The organism is Streptosporangiales bacterium, assembly GCA_009379955.1.
Classification (GTDB): Bacteria; Actinomycetota; Actinomycetes; order Streptosporangiales; family WHST01; genus WHST01.
Genome location: WHST01000086.1, coordinates 1 through 17,171, shown reverse-complemented (window position 1 = coordinate 17,171; position 17,171 = coordinate 1). Strand labels below are relative to the sequence as shown.

Sequence of the window (17,171 nt, the reverse complement as noted above, 5' to 3'; positions counted from 1 at the left end):
GGTCAGGTGGGCTGGCCGCGCAGGAAGCGTCCGAAATGTGGGACGGTGAACGCGACGAGGCCGCGTTCGGCCGCGTAGACGAGACCCTTCTTGATGAGCGCGTCGCGGGCAGGGGACAGCGAGGCCGGCTTGCGGTCGAGCGTCACGGCGACGTCGGAGGTGGGCACGGCGTCGTCGCCGAGCGTGGCCATCGCCCGCATGTAGTCGCGTTCGGCCGGCGTCGCCCGCTCGTACCTGCTGCCGAAGAAGCCGACGGCGAGCTCGCTGTCGGCCTGCGGCGCGGCCATCCGCACGTCACCCGCCGTGATCGGATCGGTGGCGGCGGAGTCCCAGGTCGCCTTGCCGTACGCCTGTACGAAGTACGGGTATCCGCCGCTCGCCTCGTAGAGCGCGTCGAGCGCCTCGGGCTCGAACGTGACGCCCTCCCGCTCGGCCGGTACGCACAGCGCCGCGTCGGCTGCGTCGCGGTCGAGCCGGTCGATGCGGACGTACGAGAACAGGCGCTCGGAGTAGCTCTTGCTGGTGGAGAGCACGGCCGGCAGGTGCGGGAGTCCCGCGCCGACGACGAGCAGCGGCGCATCCTGCTGGCTGAGTTCGTGGCAGGCCGCGCAGACCGCGGAGATGTCGGCCGGCTCGACGTCCTGCATCTCGTCGACGAACAGCGCGATGCCGACGCCGAGGTCGGTCGCCACCGACGCCGCGTCGAGGAAGAGCTCGGTGAGGTCGATCTCGATGTCGCCCGAGTCGGCCCTGCCCTTCGTGGCGGGCACGTCGATGCCCGGCTGCCACCGGTCGCGGGGGCCGGTCGACGCCTTCAGCGCGAACGCCTTCAGGACGCCGAGGAAGGCGTCGACCCGGTCGGGGTCGCGGTGGCGGGGCGCGATCTCCCTGATCGCCATGTGCAGGGCGGCGGCGACTGGACGGCGGATCGACTGGTCGGGCCTGGCCTCGAGCTTGCCGGTGCCCCACAGCCGGCCGATCGCCTGCGAGCGCAGCGCGTTGAGCAGCACGGTCTTGCCGACGCCGCGCAGCCCGGTGAGCAGCAGGCTGCGCTCGGGCCGGTTGTGGGCGACCCGTTCCAGGACGACGTCGAACGTGGTGGTCTCCCGCTCCCTGCCGGCGAGCTGCGGCGGGCGCTGGCCGGCGCCCGGGGCGTACGGGTTGCGCACGGGATCCATGTCTCGGACGGTATAACGATCTCTAGCGCGCCTCGTAGATTTCGCTAGACAGCGCTAGGCGTGTCGCGCCGGCCGGTTGTCTGGCGTCGTCTACGCCCGTCTAGTCGTGGGCCTAGAGAGCCGTAGACCACCCGAGACGACCGTCAGCCGGGCATGTACTCGCCGCCGTTGACCCCGAGCACCTGGCCGGTGACGTACGACGCGGCGTCGCCGGCGAGGAACGCCACGGCCGCGGCGACCTCGTCGGGCGTGCCGAACCGGTCCAGCGCGCCGATGCCGCGGCGCTCGGTCAGGCGGGCGGGGTCGGCGTCGTCGCGGTCGGTCGCGATCGTGCCGGGGGATACGGCGTTGACCGTGACGCCGTGCGGGCCGAGGTCGGACGCCAGCGCCTTGGTCAGGCCGATCAGCCCGGTCTTGGCGGCGGCGACGTGAGCGCGGCGGGCGGCGCCCGACTGCGCGCGGACGCCGATGACGTTCACGACCCTGCCCCAGCCCCGACGGGTCATCCCGGGGGTGAAGGACCGGCAGGTGAGGAACGCGCCGTCGAGAATCGTGCCCGTCACCAGCCGCCAGTCGTCCCAGTCGATCTCCTCGAACGGTTGCTGCGGCCTGATCGCGGCGTTGTTCACCACGACGTCGACCTCGTCGCCGGCGGTCGCGAGCCGACTCGCCAGTGCCTCGACCTCCCGCGGCTGCGAGACGTCGCACCGCTCGGCGATCGACCGTACGCCGAGCGCACTGCACTCCCGCGCGACCGCACGCGCGGACTCGAGGTCCTGCCGCGTCACGACGACGACGTCCATGCCGTCTCTCGCCAGTGCGAGGCACGTCGAGCGACCGATGTTGCGGGCGCCTCCGGTGACGAGCGCGGTCTTGCTTGTGGGGTCAGGCACGCAGCGCCTCCGTCAGCTCGCGGACGTCGTCGACGGAGTCCATCCTCCAGATCACGCCGGCCAGCGCCGCGGCGGCCTCCGTGCCGAGCACGTCGCCGGCCAGGTCGCCGAACTTCTCGGTCAGGTCGTCGTCGGACATCGGGTTCTCCGGCGTGCCCTTGTTGTGCGCCGTCTCGCAGGTGAGGGTCCGCCCGCCGGTGAGCCGGATGCGCACGAGGGCGGAGTCCTTCGCACGTTCCGGGTCGACCAGCACGGTGATCCGGTCGCGGACGGAGATGACGGCCGGGTCGGTGACACGGTCGTCGGTGAACTGCGCCAACCGTGCGGCCCCGTCGACGACGGCCACGGCGACGCAGTGGAACACGCTGAACTTGCCCTCCAGGCCCGTTCGCGGCTCCTTGTTCCCCGTGGTCGAGACGACGTAGTCGTGCGCCTCGACCTCGACGGCCGCCACGTCCGCGGGGTCGAGGCCGTGCTCCGCGCGCAGCCGTAGCACCGCGTCGATGGCGGGGTGGGCGAGCGACCCGCAGGCGTACGCCTTGAAGCCGTCCCTCGGCAGGAACCACCGCTCGCCGAGGCCCTCGGTCGCGCGTTCGGCGACCGCGTCCGTGGTGAGGATGTCGAGGAAGCCGCGGTGCGCCTCGACGATCGCGGTGGACGACGTGAAACCACCGGCCGCGAGGTACGCCGACAGCAGGCCGTCCATCGCGGCCTTGCCCGGGTGCAGCGACTTGCCCATGCTGCCGTAGACCGCCTTGAGCCCGGCGGCCTGCGTGCCGGCGGTGCCCAGCGCGGCGACCGTCGTCGCCGCGTCGAGGCCGAGGACGTTCGCCACCGCCGCGGCCGCGCCGAGGTGCCCGACGGTGCCGGTCACGTGCCACCCGATGTCGTAGTGCGCCGGTCCCGCGGCGAGCGCCACCCGCACCTCGGTCTCGTAGCCCGCGACGAACGCGGTCAGCGCCGCGGCACCCGACGACCCGCGCGCGTGGGCGGCGGCGAGCACGGCCGGCCAGACGGGTGCGCTGCCGTGCACCGTGGTGAGGCCGGGGTTGAAGGTGTCGTCGTAGTCGAGCACGTGCGAGGCGATCCCGTTGGCCAGCGCCGCGAACGCCGGGCTCCTGCCCTCGCGGCGACCGGCGACCGGTGACGTGCCCGGCCCTCCCGCCGACAGCCCGGCGTCGTACGCGATGCGCGCGGCGTCGGTGCGGCTGCCGGCCAGGGTGACACCGGCCCAGTCGAGCAGAGCGCGCTTGGCCTGGTGGGTGACCTCGGGCGGGGTCGACGTCGCCGTCAGGCCGGCGGCGAACTCGGCGAGCGCCACGGTGGTCGTCATGCCGACGTCTCCCCCACGTTCCGTATCGCAGAAAGAGGTGCTGCAATGCGGACACATTAGGTCGTCCGTTCGGGGTGACACAAGGGCGGGACGCGATGCTACGCTGCCGACTTCTATAGATCGGGAAGGCTTATCGCGATGCGGAATGATCTCGACGATAGGACGAGTCCGGAGACCGCGGCCCTGGCCCGCTTCCTCGCGGAGACCGACGACGCCGACGTCCCCGACGACGTCCTCGCCGAGAGCAGGCGGTGCCTGCTCGACTTCCTCGGCGTCACGATCGGCGCGGTCGACGCCGAGGCGCCGCGGCTCGTCCGCGCGTACGTCCGTGAGCTCGGCGGCCACCCGCAGGCGCTCCTGCTCGGCACGGCCGACCGGGTGCGTGCCACCGACGCGGCGCTGGCCAACGGCGTCGCCGGGCATGTCTTCGACTTCGACGACACGCACGTGCCGACGATCCTGCACCCCACCGTGCCGCTGTACGCGTCGTCGCTCGCGCTGGCGCAGTGGCGGGGACTGACCGGGAGCGAGGTCGTGCGGGCGCACGCCCTCGGGTACGAGGTGGGCGCGCGGGTCAGCCTCGCCCTCTACCCCACGCACTACGACATCGGCTGGCACATGACCGGCACGACGGGCACGCTCGCCGCGGCGAGCGCGTCGGCGGTGCTCGCCGGCCTGACGCCGGGCGAGGTCGTGTACGCGCTCGGGCTCGCGTCCACCCAGGCGAGCGGGCACCGGGAGCACTTCGGGTCGATGACCAAGTCGTTCCACTCCGGCCGCGCCGCCGCCGACGGCCTGACGTCGGCGCTGCTGGCCGGGCACGGCTACACCACCGCGCCCGACCCGATCCAGGGCAGGCGCGGGCTGCTCGCGGTCACCGCGACCGACGCGGACGCGGGCCGGCTGACCGACGCGCTCGGCGAGCGGTGGGAGATCTTCCGCAACGGGGTCAAGCCGTACGCCTGCGGCGTGGTCGCCCATCCGGTGATCGACTCCGTGCGCAGGCTCGGTCGTGACCATGCGATCGACGCCGAGCAGGTCGAGCGCATCGAGCTGCGGGTCAACCCCCTCGTCGTCGAGCTGACCGGCAGGCTGGAGCCCCGCACCGGTCTCGAGGGGAAGTTCAGCACCGTCTTCGCCTCGGCGATCGCGCTCATCGACGGCGCGGCGGGCGAGCACCAGTTCACCGACACCAACGTCGTGCGTCCCGACGTGCGGGCGTTGATGGCGCGGATCGAGCTGCGGCCCGACACGGACGTCCCGCACACCCAGGCCCACGCCACCGCAGTCCTCGGCGACGGCCGCACGCAGACCGTCGACGTGCTCGCGGCGACGGGCACGCCGGAGAACCGGATGAGCGACGACGAGCTCGCCGCGAAGTACCACGACCTCGTCGACCCCGTGCTCGGCGCGGCGCAGGCGCGCCGGCTGCGCGAGCTCGTCGACGGCGTGGAGAAGGCGGACACCCTCGACGACCTGCTCGCGGCCACGATCCCCGACTGACCGGGACTACGCCTGCAGGGTGTCGATCCGGAGCAGCTCGTGCACGCCTGCCGCTCCCTTCCGCGTCAACCGGAGCGCGCGGCTGTCGCTCGTCCTGGGCACGACCCAGCCGAGGTCGAGCATGCGTGTGGTCCAGGCGGCGGCGAGCGCGCCGGCGAGGTGGTACCTGCGCTCGGTCCAGTCCAGGCACGGTCGAGCGAAGGCACGCCGCCTGCGCCGTGCGTCGGCGACGTCGACTCCCCACCGCCCCAGCTCCTCCGCACCGTGCGACGTCACGCCGTACCCGCCGTCGGCGTCGGTGAGCCAGTCCCGCGCGAGGAAGCCGTCGAGAATCGTGACGCCCAACGTCCCGGCGACGTGGTCGTAGCACGTCCGCGCGAACGCGAGCGACTCCGCCTGCCGGGACTGGCGCAGCGACCTGATCTGTCGGGGCGGCGCGATGTGCGCGAGTGCCTCGAGCGCCTGCGCGACGGCCACGTTCGCGAGCCGGTAGTAGCGGTGTCGCCCCTGCCGGACCACGTCGACCAGCGCTACCTGCCGCATCCGGGCGAGATGCTCGCTCGCGGTGGACGCGCTCACCCCGGCGACGCGCGCCAGCTCGCCCGCCGGCATGGCCCGGCCGGACAGCAGTGCGTCGAGCATCGCGGCACGGGCGGGCTCGGCGATGATCGCCGCCACCGGCGCGAGGTCGCGTTCCATCCCGGCAGCGTATGCCGGACGCCTTTCGGCCGGCACCGAAGCGTTCCGCGGCTAACGTCCGCGGCATGACCGACATCAACCCCGCTTCCGCCGTCGAGACCGCGGTCGACCGGTGCCTCGACCTCGCCCGCACCTGGCTCGCGTGGGACGGCGTGCCCCGCGTCACGCCCGCCGACGACGGCGCTCGGATCTACACCCCGCACAAGGCGGTACGCAGGATCGCCGACCACCTCGTCGACCACCTCGCCGAGGTCGAGGCGTTGCTCGCCGGCGCACCGACCCAGCCGAACGGTTGGGCGGAGAGCAAGGTCACCGTCGACGCCGACTGGGCGCGCTTCACCGAGGCCGACCTGCGTGAGGCCGAGCAGCGCCTGACCAGGCTGGGTCGCACCTTCGCGCTCCGGTACGCCGCGGCCGGCAGCGCCGCCTGGGACGCCGACCGCGGCGACAGCTGGACCCTCCGCACGATCGCCGAGCACGTGAGCGAGGTCGTCTGGTACGCCGAGCAGGTCGGCGACCTGGGTCGGCGGGAGAGTTGACCGGACGCAGCCTCGGGTCGGTCATCCACAGATCCCGTCGGCTGCGGCCCGCCGCCGGTCCGCTCCGTCATGCTGGCGCCCGACGGAGAAAGGAGGGATCATGACGGCCATGAGCCTGACGGGCATGTCGCGTCCCTTCACGGTCGATGACCTGGAGACGATGCCCGATGACGGTCGCAGGTACGAGCTCATCGACGGCGAGCTGCTGGTGAGTCCGGCACCCGGCTGGCCGCACGGCGAGGTCAGCCTCGCGATCGCGGTGCTCCTGCGCGGCGCGGGCCCGCGGGAGTTCCGCACGTTGCACGCCCCGTTCGGCGTCCGGCCCGATCGCGCGAACGAGGTGCAGCCGGATGTGCTCGTCGCGCGGTATGCCGACCTGACGGAGAAGTTCCTGCCGGCAGCGCCGGTGCTCACGGTCGAGGTGATCTCGCCGACGAGCCGGCTGCATGACGCGAACCTGAAGAAGGCGTTCTACGAGCGGCTGGGCGTGCCGCGGTACTGGCTGGTCGATCCCGACCGCGACGAGCCTGCGCTCACGGTGTTCGCGCTGTCCGCGGACGGTGTGTACGAGCGGGTCGCCCACGTCGTCGGTGACCAGCCGTACGACGCCGACGAGCCGTTCGCCGTGCGGGTCGTGCCGAGCGACCTCGTCGCCGGCCTCCGCCCGTAGGAGTCAGACGCGGGTCAGGGGCAGCGCCTGGGTCATGCCCAGCTCACGGGCGCGGCGCAGGTACGCGTGGCCGAGGGCGATGTCCGACAGCGACAGGCCGCGGTGCCAGAAGAGGGTGGTCTCCTCATCCGACTCGCGTCCCGGCTTCTCACCGACCACGATCTGGCACAGCTCGGCGTGCAGGGTCTCCTCGCTGAGCCGGCCGGTCTCGACGTGCCGGCGCAGCGCGCCGAACTTCCCGCCGCGGCACTGCGACCAGTCGTCGACGACGAGCTTGTCCATCACGTCGGTGAGCGACAGCTCGACGGCGCTCATCGTGCCGTACGGCACCACGAACGCGCCGGGCTCGATCCACGCCGTCCGCAGCAGCGGCTCCGGCTCGGGCAGGCGTGACGCCTCGACCACGATGTCGGCTCCCCGCACGCACGACTCCCAGTCCGACGTCGCCCGCACCGGCTTGCCCAGGTCCTTCGACAGGCGCTCGGCGAACGTGTCGCGGCTCTCCGGCCGCCGCGAGTGCACCCTGATCTCGTCGAAGTCGAAGATGCCGTCGAGCAGCCGGACGTTCCAGTACGCCGTGCCGCGCGCGCCGATGTGGCCCAGCACCTTCGAGTCACTGCGGGCGAGCCACTTCGCGCCGACGGCGGTCAGGGCACCCGTGCGCATCTCGGTGATCCTCGTCGCGTCGAGCACGGCGAGCGGGACGCCGGTGTGCATGTCGAAGAGGTTCAGCAGCGCGAGCTCGGACGGCAGGCCGCGGCGGTAGTTGTCGACGTAGTCGCCGACGACCTTGACCCCAGCGACGCCGAGCGGCTTGATGCAGCCGCGCAGCACGTTGAAGTGGCCGTTCAGCTCCGCACCCGGCTCGAGGTGGACGCGCGGCTCGATCACGGTCTCGCCCTTACCTTGCGCGTGCAACGCACCCTCGACCGCGTCGACGATCTCGGTGTCGGAGAGCGCGACCTCGTCCTGCACGAGGCCGCTGACGTACTCGATGCCGATCTCCCTCACTGGTCGCTCCCGTCGTGGACGCGGACCAGCTGGCCGCGGATCTCGCTCTTGAAGATGTTCCAGACCTTGTCGTACGTCTCGACGAACCCCGGCATCGCGTACGGCTCGAAGACGTTGCGCGGGCGGGGCAGGTCGATCGCGATGTCGGTCTTGACCTTCGTCGGTTGCCCGGTGAGCAGCACGACGTTGTCGGCGAGGATCACGGCCTCCTGCAGGTCGTGGGTCACGAAGAACACCGTCGCCCTCGTCTCGGCCCACATGGTCAGCAGGTAGTCCTGCATGATCATGCGGGTCTGGGCGTCGAGCGCGCCGAACGGCTCGTCCATGAGGATGACCTGTGGGTCGTAGATGAGCGTCCTGATGATCGACGCCCTCTTCTGCATGCCGCCGGAGAGCTGGTGCGGGAAGTGGTCCCCGAAGCCGGTGAGGCCGGCGATCTCGATGAACCTGTCGGCCCGTTCCACCCGCTCGGCCCGGTCGACGCCGCGTAGCTGCAGCGGTAGCTGGACGTTCTCGCGCAGTGTGTACCAGGGGAACAGGTTGGCCTGCTGGGTGATGTAGCCGACGTCCTTGCGCAGCTGCGTGAGCGACTGCCCGAAGCACCGCACCTCGCCCGACGTCGGTTGGCTCAGGCCGACGGCGACCTCGAGCAGTGTCGTCTTGCCACAGCCGCTCGGTCCGACGAGCACGGTGAACTGGTTCTCGACGAGCCGTACCGAGACCCCGTCGAGAACGGTGAGGCTGTCTCCCGAAGGGCTCGTGAACGACTTGCGCACGTCGTCGAGCTCGAGCACCGCGGTGCCCGTCCCGACCCTGTCGGATCGAGGCATTCCGTCACCCGTTCTTCGGCAGGTAGTCGTTGGTCCACCACTCGCCCTCGCCCGACTTCGCGTCGATGGACAGGTCGTGCCCGTCGGTCTCCTCGACGAACCGCACCACGGCTCCGAGCATCGCCGCGTCCATCCGCCCCTTGCCGCGGATCGACGGCTCGAGCTGCTCGACCGACTCGCGCATCAGCGGCTCGGCGACCTTCGGGTAGTACGCCTTCTGCAGCGTGTTGGCGACGCGTGCCGGGTCGCTGCGCACCGTGGCGCTGGCGTCGGCGAGACTCGCGGCGACCTTGCGGACCAGGTCGCCGTTCTGCTCGGCGAACTCCTTGGTGGTCACCAGGCCGAGGCCGCAGAACTTCTTCAGCTCCGGCAGCTCGCTGTTGCGCAGCAGCACGCTGCCGACGCCCTGCTCCTCCATCTTCGGGCCCTCGGGCGGGCTGAGCACGAACGCGTCGATCTGCCCCTTGGCCAGGGCCGCCTCGAGCGCCGGCGGCGGTCCGATCTTGGCGATCCTCGCGTCGCTCTCCGAGACTCCGCCCTGCTGCAGGTAGTAGTGGGCGAGCTGGTCCTGCAGGCCGCCGAGCGCGTTGACGCCGATGGTCGCGCCGGACAGTGCGGCGAGCCGCTTCTCGACCGGATCGTCGGGCGAGACGCCCGCCTCCTTCAGCCACGTGTCGGAGACGACCAGCTCCTGGGTCAGGGTGGCGCTGAGGCAGTAGACGAGCTGGTAGTGCTGGCCCTTGTCGACCGCGCTGAGCACCGCGTCGGTGCCGACGGCGGCGAACTGGACGTCCCCGGCGCTGAGCGCGGCGAGGATCGACGCGTCACCGCCGGAGGCCAGTGCCCAGTTCACCTTGACGCCGTTGTCGGTGAACGCGCCGCCGGCGCGGGCGTTGTCGATCGCGAGGTAGCTGAGGTTGACCAGGGGTTGCGCGAGGCGGACGGCGCCGCCCTCGAACTCCTTGCCCTGCCCGGGTGCGGCGGGGTTGCATGCCGCGGCGAGTCCGACGACAGCGGCGGCCGCGACGGCCACGAACGAGGTACGGGTGAGACGTGTCACTGGCTTCCTTTCCGAACGGGTCAGTGGCTGTCGCGCAGGCTCGCGTGCCAGCGCAGCACCCGTTTCTCGGCGATGCCGATGAGGAACTTCACGACGAGGATGAACGCGAGCAGGATGATGATCCCGGCGAAGACCCCGGCGGGGTCGAACGTCGTCGACGCCTTGTTCATGTACAGGCCGAGCCCGCGGAACGCGGAGATGAACTCGCCGACGATCACGCCGATGACGCCGTACGGAACGCCCGCGCGCAGGCCCATGAAGATGTACGGCATGGTCGCGCGCAGGTAGACGTGCCGGGTGAGCTGCGCCTGGTCGGCGCCGAGGGCACGGGCGACCTTGACGAGCTCGACGTCGACGTTGCGCACGCCCATGAAGACGTTGAAGAAGACGATGAAGAAGACCATGATCGTGGCGATGGTCACCTTGGACCAGATGCCGATCCCGAACCAGATGATGAACAGCGGGGCGATCGTGATCATCGGGATCCCGTACGCCGCCATGATGTAGGGCTCGAACATCCGGGCGGCGAAGCTCGACCTGCCGAGCAGGTAGCCGATGACGCACCCGCCGATCGAGCCGAAGACGAAGCCGAGCACCAACTCGACGAGGGTCGTGGTCAGGTCGGGGATGATCTCACCGCTCGCGACGACCTGGACGAGCCTGCCGGCCACGTCGAGCGGCGTGCTCACGTAGACCGCCGGCACGACCGTGCCGGACCCGAACTGCCACGCGAGGAGCGCGACGACTCCGGGCAGGACGGGCCACATCATGTGACGGGCGCGGCGTGCCTGGCTGCGCTGCTGCTGGTCGGTCACCTTCTGGCCCCTTCGTGGGCACGGTCACCTGGTCCGGACCGACGGCCGCGCGTCGTTACGCGGTCTGGAAGACGCGGTGGCGTGCGGTGGTCTCCTCGAACCGTTCGAGCCGCCGCTGGGTGCGGTCCCTCGTGTGGTCGCTGATGGACTCGAGCAGGACCAGGGCGAGCATCTCGGGCACGACGTGTGAGTCGAAGACGAGACGGCTGCCCACGGCGGCGGCGAGCACGCGGTCGGCGTGGCCGGCGACGGGTTCGAGCTGGGTGTCGGAGATCGCGACGACGCGAAGGTCTCGTTCGCGTGCGTACCGCATCATCTCCAGGGTCTCCCGCGGGTAGCGGGGGAGGACGAAGGCGAGCACGTGGGTGGCCCCGGCGAGCGCCGCCTGGTCGAGGAGGTCACGCGCGGTCGAGTCGCCGCTGGTGATCACGCGCACGTCGGGCAGCACCTTCTGCGCGCAGTACGCGAAGTGGCTCGCGACGCCAGCCGACACCCGCAGCCCCAGCACCACGAGGGGCTGCGAGGCGGAGAGCTCGGCGGCGGCGGCCTCGATCTGGGTGGAGTCGCGCAGCGCGTGTGCGAGCTTGCGCAGGTTGGCGGCCTCGTGCAGGACTGCGTCCTGCAGCGCGTTGGTCTGCAGGCCGTCGGTGGGCTCGGCGTCGTTGCCGAGCAGCTGCTCGCGCAGGGCGCCGCGGAAGTCCTGGTAGGAGGCGAACCCGAGTGCCGCGGCGAAGCGGGTCACCGACGGCTGGCTCACGCCGGCCCGCCCTGCGAGGTCGGTGCTGGACAGGAACGCGGCCTCGGCGGCGTTCTCGAGCACGAACTGCGCGATGCGCCGCTGGGCGGGTGACAGGCGGCGGCGCGACAGCAGGTCGGGCAGCTGTCGTCGCGAGGGGCTGTCGAGCGCCGAGGACATGCGGGGAAGTGTATGGAATGACTTGATGCAGGACAAGAGATGCCGCATGATTTCATTCGTACACGGAGTGGCGACGGACGAGAGCGGGTTCGGATGAGAACGGTACGCGCGCCACGCGGTGGCGACCTGTCCTGCCAGGGCTGGCCGCAGGAGGCCGCCCTGCGCATGCTCATGAACAACCTCGACCCCGAGGTGGCCGAGCACCCCGACAAGCTCGTCGTCTACGGCGGTTCCGGCAAGGCAGCGCGCAGCTGGGACGCGTACGACGCGATCGTCCGGACGCTGCGGGGACTCGCCGGCGACGAGACGCTGCTCGTCCAGTCCGGCAAGCCGGTCGCGGTGTTCCGCACCCACGAGTGGGCGCCGCGCGTGCTGATCGCCAACTCCAACCTGGTGCCCGAGTGGGCGACCTGGGAGGAGTTCCGCCGGCTCGAGTCGCTCGGCCTGACCATGTTCGGCCAGATGACCGCCGGGTCGTGGATCTACATCGGCACGCAGGGCATCCTGCAGGGCACGTACGAGACGTTCGCCGCGATCGCCGCGAAGCGGTTCGGCGGCTCGCTCGCGGGCACGGTCACCCTGACGGCGGGCCTCGGCGGGATGGGCGGCGCGCAGCCGCTCGCGGTCACCATGAACGACGGCGTCGCCCTGTGCATCGACTGCGACCCGAGCCGGGTGCGGCGCCGCATCGAGCACGGCTACCTCGACGTCTCGGCCACCGACGTGAGCCACGCGCTCGCGATCGTCGACGAGGCGCGGCGTGACCGCAAGCCGCTGTCGGTCGGTCTCGTCGGCAACGCCGCCGAGCTCGTGCCGCAGATCCTGGCGACCGGTGCCCAGATCGACATCGTCACCGACCAGACGAGCGCGCACGACCCGCAGCAGTACCTGCCCGTCGGCGTCGAGTTGGACGACTGGGACCGTGAACGCGAGAACGATCCCGACGGCCTGGTCGAACGCGCGCGAACCTCGATGGCCGCCCACTGCGAGGCGATGGTGGGCTTCCTCGACGCAGGTGCCGAGGTCTTCGACTACGGCAACTCGCTGCGCAAGGAGGCGCAGCTCGGCGGGTTCTCCCGCGCGTTCGACTACCCCGGTTTCGTGCCCGCGTACATCCGTCCGCTGTTCTGCGAGGGCAAGGGACCGTTCCGGTGGGCGGCGCTGTCCGGCGACCCGGCCGACATCGCGCGCACCGACCGGGCGATCCTCGACCTGTTCCCCGACAACGAGCACCTCGCCAGGTGGATCAGGCTGGCCGGCGAGAAGGTCCGTTTCCAGGGCCTGCCGTCGCGCATCTGCTGGCTCGGCTACGGCGAGCGCGACAAGGCCGGCGCCGCCTTCAACGACCTCGTCGCCCGTGGCGAGGTGGCGGCGCCGATCGTGATGGGACGCGACCACCTCGACTGCGGCTCGGTCGCGTCGCCGTACCGCGAGACCGAGGCGATGCTCGACGGGTCCGACGCCATCGCCGACTGGCCGCTGCTCAACGCGCTGGTCAACACGGCGTCGGGCGCGTCGTGGGTGTCGATCCACCACGGCGGCGGCGTGGGCATGGGTCGCGCGATCCACGCCGGCCAGGTGACCGTCGCCGACGGCACGCCGATCGCCGCGCAGAAGATCGAGCGGGTGCTGACCAACGACCCGGGCATGGGCGTCGTCCGCCACGTCGACGCCGGCTACGACGACGCGGTCGAGGTCGCGGACCGTACCGGCGTCCGCGTCCCCATGCGCGAGGGCGGTGGCCGGTGACGGTCTCCCCACCCCCGCTGGGGTCCCCAGCAGGTGCCCCCACCACATCCGGGGTCCCCAACGGTGGCGTCCACCACGACCGGGGACCCCAGCGGGGGGCTGGGGCACGGCTGGGGACCCCAGGGTGAAGGGGCTGTGGGACGACCTGCTGCCGATCGGGCGTGACTCCGCGTCCGGCGGCTACCGCAGGCACGGGTGGGACGCCGCCGACGCGCAGTGCCGCGCGTGGTTCCGCGCCGCGGCGGCCGACCGCGACCTCACCCTCGACGAGGACGGCAACGGCAACCTGTGGGCGTGGTGGGGCGAGCCTGGCCCCGGTGCGGTCGTCACCGGGTCGCACCTCGACTCGGTCCCCGACGGCGGCGCGTACGACGGGCCGCTCGGCGTCGTCTCGGCGTTCGCCGCGGTCGAGCTGCTGCGCGAGCGCGGCGCCAGGCCGAGCCGTCCGCTCGCCGTGGTGGCGTTCGCCGAGGAGGAGGGGTCGCGGTTCGGCATCGCCTGCCTGGGCTCGCGGCTGCTCGTGGGCGAGCTCGACCCGGCCCGGGCGCGTGCCCTGACCGACCGCGGCGGCACGACGCTCGCCGCGGCGCTGGAGGGCGCAGGCGCCGACCCGCACGGCGTCGGGCGTGACGATGCCAGGCTCGGGCGCATCGGCTGCTTCGTCGAGCTGCACGTCGAGCAGGGCCGCGCGCTCGTCGACCTCGACGCGGCAGTGGGGGTCGCGACGGCCATCTGGCCGCACGGGCGCTGGCGCCTCGACTTCACCGGCGAGGCCAACCACGCGGGGACGACGCGGTTGGAAGACCGCCGTGACCCGATGTTGACGTTCGCCAACACCGTGCTGTCGTCCCGCAAGAAGGCGCGCCAGGCAGGCGCCGTCGCCACCATCGGCCGGGTCGAGGTCGCACCCAACGGCACGAACGCGATCCCGTCGCGCGTCCGCGCCTGGCTCGACGCCCGCGCGCCCGACGAGGCGACGCTGTCCGACGTTGTCACGGCCGTCGAGCAGGCCGCCGGCGAGCGCGGTGGGCGAGACGGTGTCGGCGTCGCGATGACACGGGAGTCGGTCACGCCGGAGACGGCGTTCGACGGGGCGCTCTCGACCAGGCTGGCGGAGCGGCTCGGGGGCGTCCCGCTCCTCCCCACCGGCGCCGGGCATGATGCCGGGGTGCTGGCGACCGCTGGTGTCCCGACGGCGATGCTCTTCGTGCGCAACCCGACCGGCGTCTCGCACTCGCCCGCCGAGCACGCCGACTGGGCCGACTGCCTCGCCGGCGCCGAGGCCCTCACCACCGTCCTCGAAGACCTGCTGTCGTGAGCGTGTACCACTGCGCGCACGCCGCCCTCCCCGACGGCGTGCGCGACGACGTCCTGCTCGAGATCGACGGCGAGCGGCTGACGTCGGTGCGCCCCGGCGTCCCCCCGTCGCCCGACGCGGTCAGGTTGCCCGGCCTCACCCTGCCCGGCCTGGCGAACGCGCACTCGCACGCGTTCCACCGCGCGCTGCGCGGGCGCACGCACGGCGGGCGCGGCGACTTCTGGTCGTGGCGCGAACAGATGTACGCCGTCGCCGAGCGGCTCGACCCCGACAGCTACCTGCGGCTCGCGCGGGCCGCGTACGCCGAGATGGCGCTGGCCGGGATCACCGTCGTCGGGGAGTTCCACTACCTGCACCACCAGGCGGGTGGCACGCCGTACGCCGACCCGAACGCGATGGGCCATGCCCTCGTCGAGGCGGCCAGCGACGCGGGCGTGCGGCTCACCCTGCTCGACACCTGCTACCTGCAGGCGGCGCCGGACGGCAGCCCGCTCACCGGTCCGCAGCTGCGGTTCGGCGACGGCAGCGCCGAGGCATGGGCGGCGCGCGTGGCATACGCGAAGGCGCCCCGGCTGGGCGCGGCGGTGCACTCGGTGCGTGCCTGCCCACCGTCCGCGATGGCGACGGTGGCGTCGTGGGCGGAACGCACCGGCGCGCCCGTCCACCTGCACCTGTCGGAGCAGCGACGCGAGAACGAGGAGTGCGTCGCCTTCCACGGTCGTACGCCGGCGCAGCTGGCGGGTGACACCGGGCTGCTCGGGCCGGCGACGACGGCCGTCCACGCCACGCACCTGACCGCCGCGGACGTCGCACTGCTCGGCTCGACGTCGACCTACGCGTGCTTCTGCCCGACGACCGAACGCGACCTGGGCGACGGCATCGGCCCCGCCCGGGAGCTCGCCGACGCGGGCGCGCCGTTGTGCCTGGGCAGCGACAGCCACGCGATGATCGACCTGCTGGAGGAGGCACGCGCCGTCGAGCTGCACGAGCGGCTGGCCGGTGAGCGTCGCGGCGTCTTCACCCCGTCCGAACTGCTGCACCATGCGACAGCGGTCGGGTACGGCTCGCTCGGCATGCCCGACGGTGGCGTGCTGGCCGCAGGAATGCTGGCCGACCTGACGACCGTCCGGCTCGACTCCGTACGGTTGACCGGTACGCCCTCCGGCGACGCGATGCTCGCCGCCGTGCTCTACGCGGGCACGGCCGCGGACGTGTCGCACGTCGTCGTCGGGGGAGAGGTGGTCGTGGCCGACGGGCACCACCAGCGGGTGGGAGACGTCGCGGCGCGGTTGTCGGAGTCGATCGAGGAGCTCTCTTGAGTGAAGTGTCACGCCTGCTGACGAACATCGCCCGGCTGTGGACGGGCGACGGCGAGCCGCTCGACGACGCGGCGGTGCTGCTCGAGGACGGCGTGATCGCCTGGGTCGGTGACCGCGCCGACGCGCCGGAGGCCGACATCGTCGACGACTGCGCCGGCGGGCTCGTCACGCCCGGGCTCATCGACACCCACACCCACCCGGTCTACGCGGGTGACCGGGCGCCGGAGATCGCGGCGCGGTCGGCCGGCGCGACGTACGCCGAGATCGCCGCGATGGGCGGCGGCATCGTGTCGACCGTCCGCGCCACCCGGGAGGAGTCGTGGGACTCGCTGCGTGCGACGTTGCGGGCCCGGTTGCGTGACTTCGTCGGCTCGGGCACGACGACGATGGAGGCGAAGACCGGTTACCACCTGACGCGCGAGGGCGAGCTCGACGCCGTCCGCCTGCTCGCCGACCTTGCCGACGACCCGGTGCTGCCGCGCCTCTCCGTCACGTTCCTCGGCGCTCACGCCGTCCCGCCGGAGTACGCGGCGGGCCGGGACGCGTACGCCACCGAGGTCGCATCGTGGTGTACGGCCGCCCGCGAAGCGGGCGCGGAGAACGTCGACGTCTTCTGCGACGACGGGTACTTCACCGTCGACGAGTCGCGGCGCGTGCTCGAGGCCGGCATCACGGCGGGCCTGCGGCCGAAGATCCACGCGGACGAGCTCGCGCGATCCGGCGGCTCGCTGCTCGGCGCCGAGCTCGGCTGCCTGACCGCCGACCACCTGCTGAAGATCACGGAGGAGGACGCCCGGGCGCTGGCGTCCGCGGGCGTGACGGCGGTCGTCTGCCCGGGCACGGCGCTGCAGATGCGCACCGCGCCGCCGGTGCGCATGCTGCTCGACCACGGCGTCACCGTCGCGCTCGGCACCGACCACAACCCCGGCCAGTGCGGCACCACGTCGATGTCGCTCATGATCAGCCTCGCCGTCGCGGCGTTCCGGATGAGCGTGACGGAGGCGCTGTACGCGGCCACCGTCGGCGCGGCAAAGGCGCTCGGCGTCACCGACCGCGGCGTCATCCGCCGTGGTGCACTCGGCGACCTGGTGTGGTGGGACGCCGCTCACGAGGGGTCGTTCGCGTGGGCGTTCCGGCTCAGCCCGCGTCAGGTCTGGCGCGGTGGCGTGCCCGTCCTCCCGGCCGACATCGAGACCCTCTAGGGATGCGCTGATTTTCTGGTTCGTCCGGGGTGCCGTCTGGCTGGGTGCTGGGGATCGCGGAATGATGAGGTGTGCGCAGCGATCAGGCCAGTTTCACCGATGTCGAGTACGGCAACCGTCGACGGGTCTCCCGCCG

The 17,171-nt window shown here is 72.2% G+C and carries 16 protein-coding genes; 7 read left to right on the top strand and 9 right to left on the bottom strand.

What is annotated here, in order from left to right; all coding sequences use genetic code 11:
• Positions 1 to 2: 2 nt before the first annotated feature.
• The 3 genes from GEV10_22310 to GEV10_22300 all read right to left on the bottom strand — a co-directional run bounded on the left by GEV10_22310 (position 3) and on the right by GEV10_22300 (position 3,461).
• The gene (locus tag GEV10_22310) at positions 3 to 1,178 is read right to left on the bottom strand and encodes an AAA family ATPase (GenBank protein ID MQA81183.1); all 1,176 of its coding nucleotides are present in this window, start codon (positions 1,176 to 1,178) and stop codon (positions 3 to 5) included.
• 143 nt (positions 1,179 to 1,321) lie between these two features.
• Entirely contained in the window at positions 1,322 to 2,071 is a 750-nt protein-coding gene (locus tag GEV10_22305; protein MQA81182.1) for an SDR family oxidoreductase, read from the bottom strand.
• Positions 2,064 to 3,461: an MmgE/PrpD family protein gene (locus GEV10_22300; GenBank protein ID MQA81181.1), complete on the bottom strand. Its 1,398-nt coding sequence runs from the start codon at positions 3,459 to 3,461 to the stop codon at positions 2,064 to 2,066. Before GEV10_22300 ends, GEV10_22305 begins: the two co-directional genes overlap by 8 nt.
• Positions 3,462 to 3,542: 81 nt before the next feature.
• On the opposite strand from GEV10_22300, the gene GEV10_22295 reads away from it, so the two are divergent.
• The gene (locus GEV10_22295) at positions 3,543 to 4,907 is read left to right on the top strand and encodes an MmgE/PrpD family protein (protein MQA81180.1); all 1,365 of its coding nucleotides are present in this window, start codon (positions 3,543 to 3,545) and stop codon (positions 4,905 to 4,907) included.
• Positions 4,908 to 4,913: 6 nt separating this feature from the next.
• On the opposite strand, the gene GEV10_22290 is transcribed toward GEV10_22295, so the two are convergent.
• Positions 4,914 to 5,606, bottom strand: coding sequence for a metalloregulator ArsR/SmtB family transcription factor (locus GEV10_22290; GenBank protein ID MQA81179.1), 693 nt, complete (start codon positions 5,604 to 5,606; stop codon positions 4,914 to 4,916).
• A 65-nt stretch (positions 5,607 to 5,671) separates the two neighbouring features.
• On the opposite strand from GEV10_22290, the gene GEV10_22285 reads away from it, so the two are divergent.
• Entirely contained in the window at positions 5,672 to 6,145 is a 474-nt protein-coding gene (locus GEV10_22285; GenBank protein ID MQA81178.1) for a hypothetical protein, read from the top strand.
• A gap of 100 nt (positions 6,146 to 6,245) precedes the next feature.
• Positions 6,246 to 6,815, top strand: a complete 570-nt coding sequence (locus tag GEV10_22280) for a Uma2 family endonuclease (protein ID MQA81177.1) — start codon at positions 6,246 to 6,248, stop codon at positions 6,813 to 6,815.
• A 3-nt stretch (positions 6,816 to 6,818) separates the two neighbouring features.
• On the opposite strand, the gene GEV10_22275 is transcribed toward GEV10_22280, so the two are convergent.
• Genes GEV10_22275 through GEV10_22255 form a run of 5 tightly spaced genes read right to left on the bottom strand, consistent with a single transcriptional unit; the run spans position 6,819 to position 11,447 of the window.
• Positions 6,819 to 7,826, bottom strand: a complete 1,008-nt coding sequence (locus tag GEV10_22275; GenBank protein ID MQA81176.1) for an ornithine cyclodeaminase family protein — start codon at positions 7,824 to 7,826, stop codon at positions 6,819 to 6,821.
• Positions 7,823 to 8,656: an ATP-binding cassette domain-containing protein gene (locus GEV10_22270; protein ID MQA81175.1), complete on the bottom strand. Its 834-nt coding sequence runs from the start codon at positions 8,654 to 8,656 to the stop codon at positions 7,823 to 7,825. Before GEV10_22270 ends, GEV10_22275 begins: the two co-directional genes overlap by 4 nt.
• A 4-nt stretch (positions 8,657 to 8,660) precedes the next feature.
• Entirely contained in the window at positions 8,661 to 10,280 is a 1,620-nt protein-coding gene (locus GEV10_22265; GenBank protein ID MQA81174.1) for a hypothetical protein, read from the bottom strand.
• Positions 9,737 to 10,531 carry an ABC transporter permease subunit gene (locus tag GEV10_22260; protein MQA81173.1) on the bottom strand — a complete coding sequence of 265 codons (795 nt, stop codon included), beginning with the start codon at positions 10,529 to 10,531 and terminating at the stop codon, positions 9,737 to 9,739. The genes GEV10_22265 and GEV10_22260 overlap by 544 nt, the downstream gene beginning before the upstream one ends.
• A 55-nt stretch (positions 10,532 to 10,586) precedes the next feature.
• Complete coding sequence (locus GEV10_22255; protein ID MQA81172.1) at positions 10,587 to 11,447, bottom strand: SIS domain-containing protein; 861 nt, start codon at positions 11,445 to 11,447, stop codon at positions 10,587 to 10,589.
• Between the two features lie 93 nt (positions 11,448 to 11,540).
• Between GEV10_22255 and hutU the strand changes: the two genes are divergently transcribed.
• The 4 genes from hutU to hutI all read left to right on the top strand — a co-directional run bounded on the left by hutU (position 11,541) and on the right by hutI (position 17,035).
• Positions 11,541 to 13,196 (top strand): urocanate hydratase, encoded by a 1,656-nt coding sequence (gene hutU, locus GEV10_22250; GenBank protein ID MQA81171.1) that lies wholly within the window; start codon positions 11,541 to 11,543, stop codon positions 13,194 to 13,196.
• Positions 13,197 to 13,329: 133 nt separating this feature from the next.
• Positions 13,330 to 14,514: an allantoate amidohydrolase gene (locus GEV10_22245; protein ID MQA81170.1), complete on the top strand. Its 1,185-nt coding sequence runs from the start codon at positions 13,330 to 13,332 to the stop codon at positions 14,512 to 14,514.
• Entirely contained in the window at positions 14,511 to 15,833 is a 1,323-nt protein-coding gene (locus GEV10_22240) for a formimidoylglutamate deiminase (protein MQA81169.1), read from the top strand. Before GEV10_22245 ends, GEV10_22240 begins: the two co-directional genes overlap by 4 nt.
• A 5-nt stretch (positions 15,834 to 15,838) precedes the next feature.
• Complete coding sequence (gene hutI / locus GEV10_22235; GenBank protein MQA81168.1) at positions 15,839 to 17,035, top strand: imidazolonepropionase; 1,197 nt, start codon at positions 15,839 to 15,841, stop codon at positions 17,033 to 17,035.
• Positions 17,036 to 17,171: the final 136 nt, after the last annotated feature.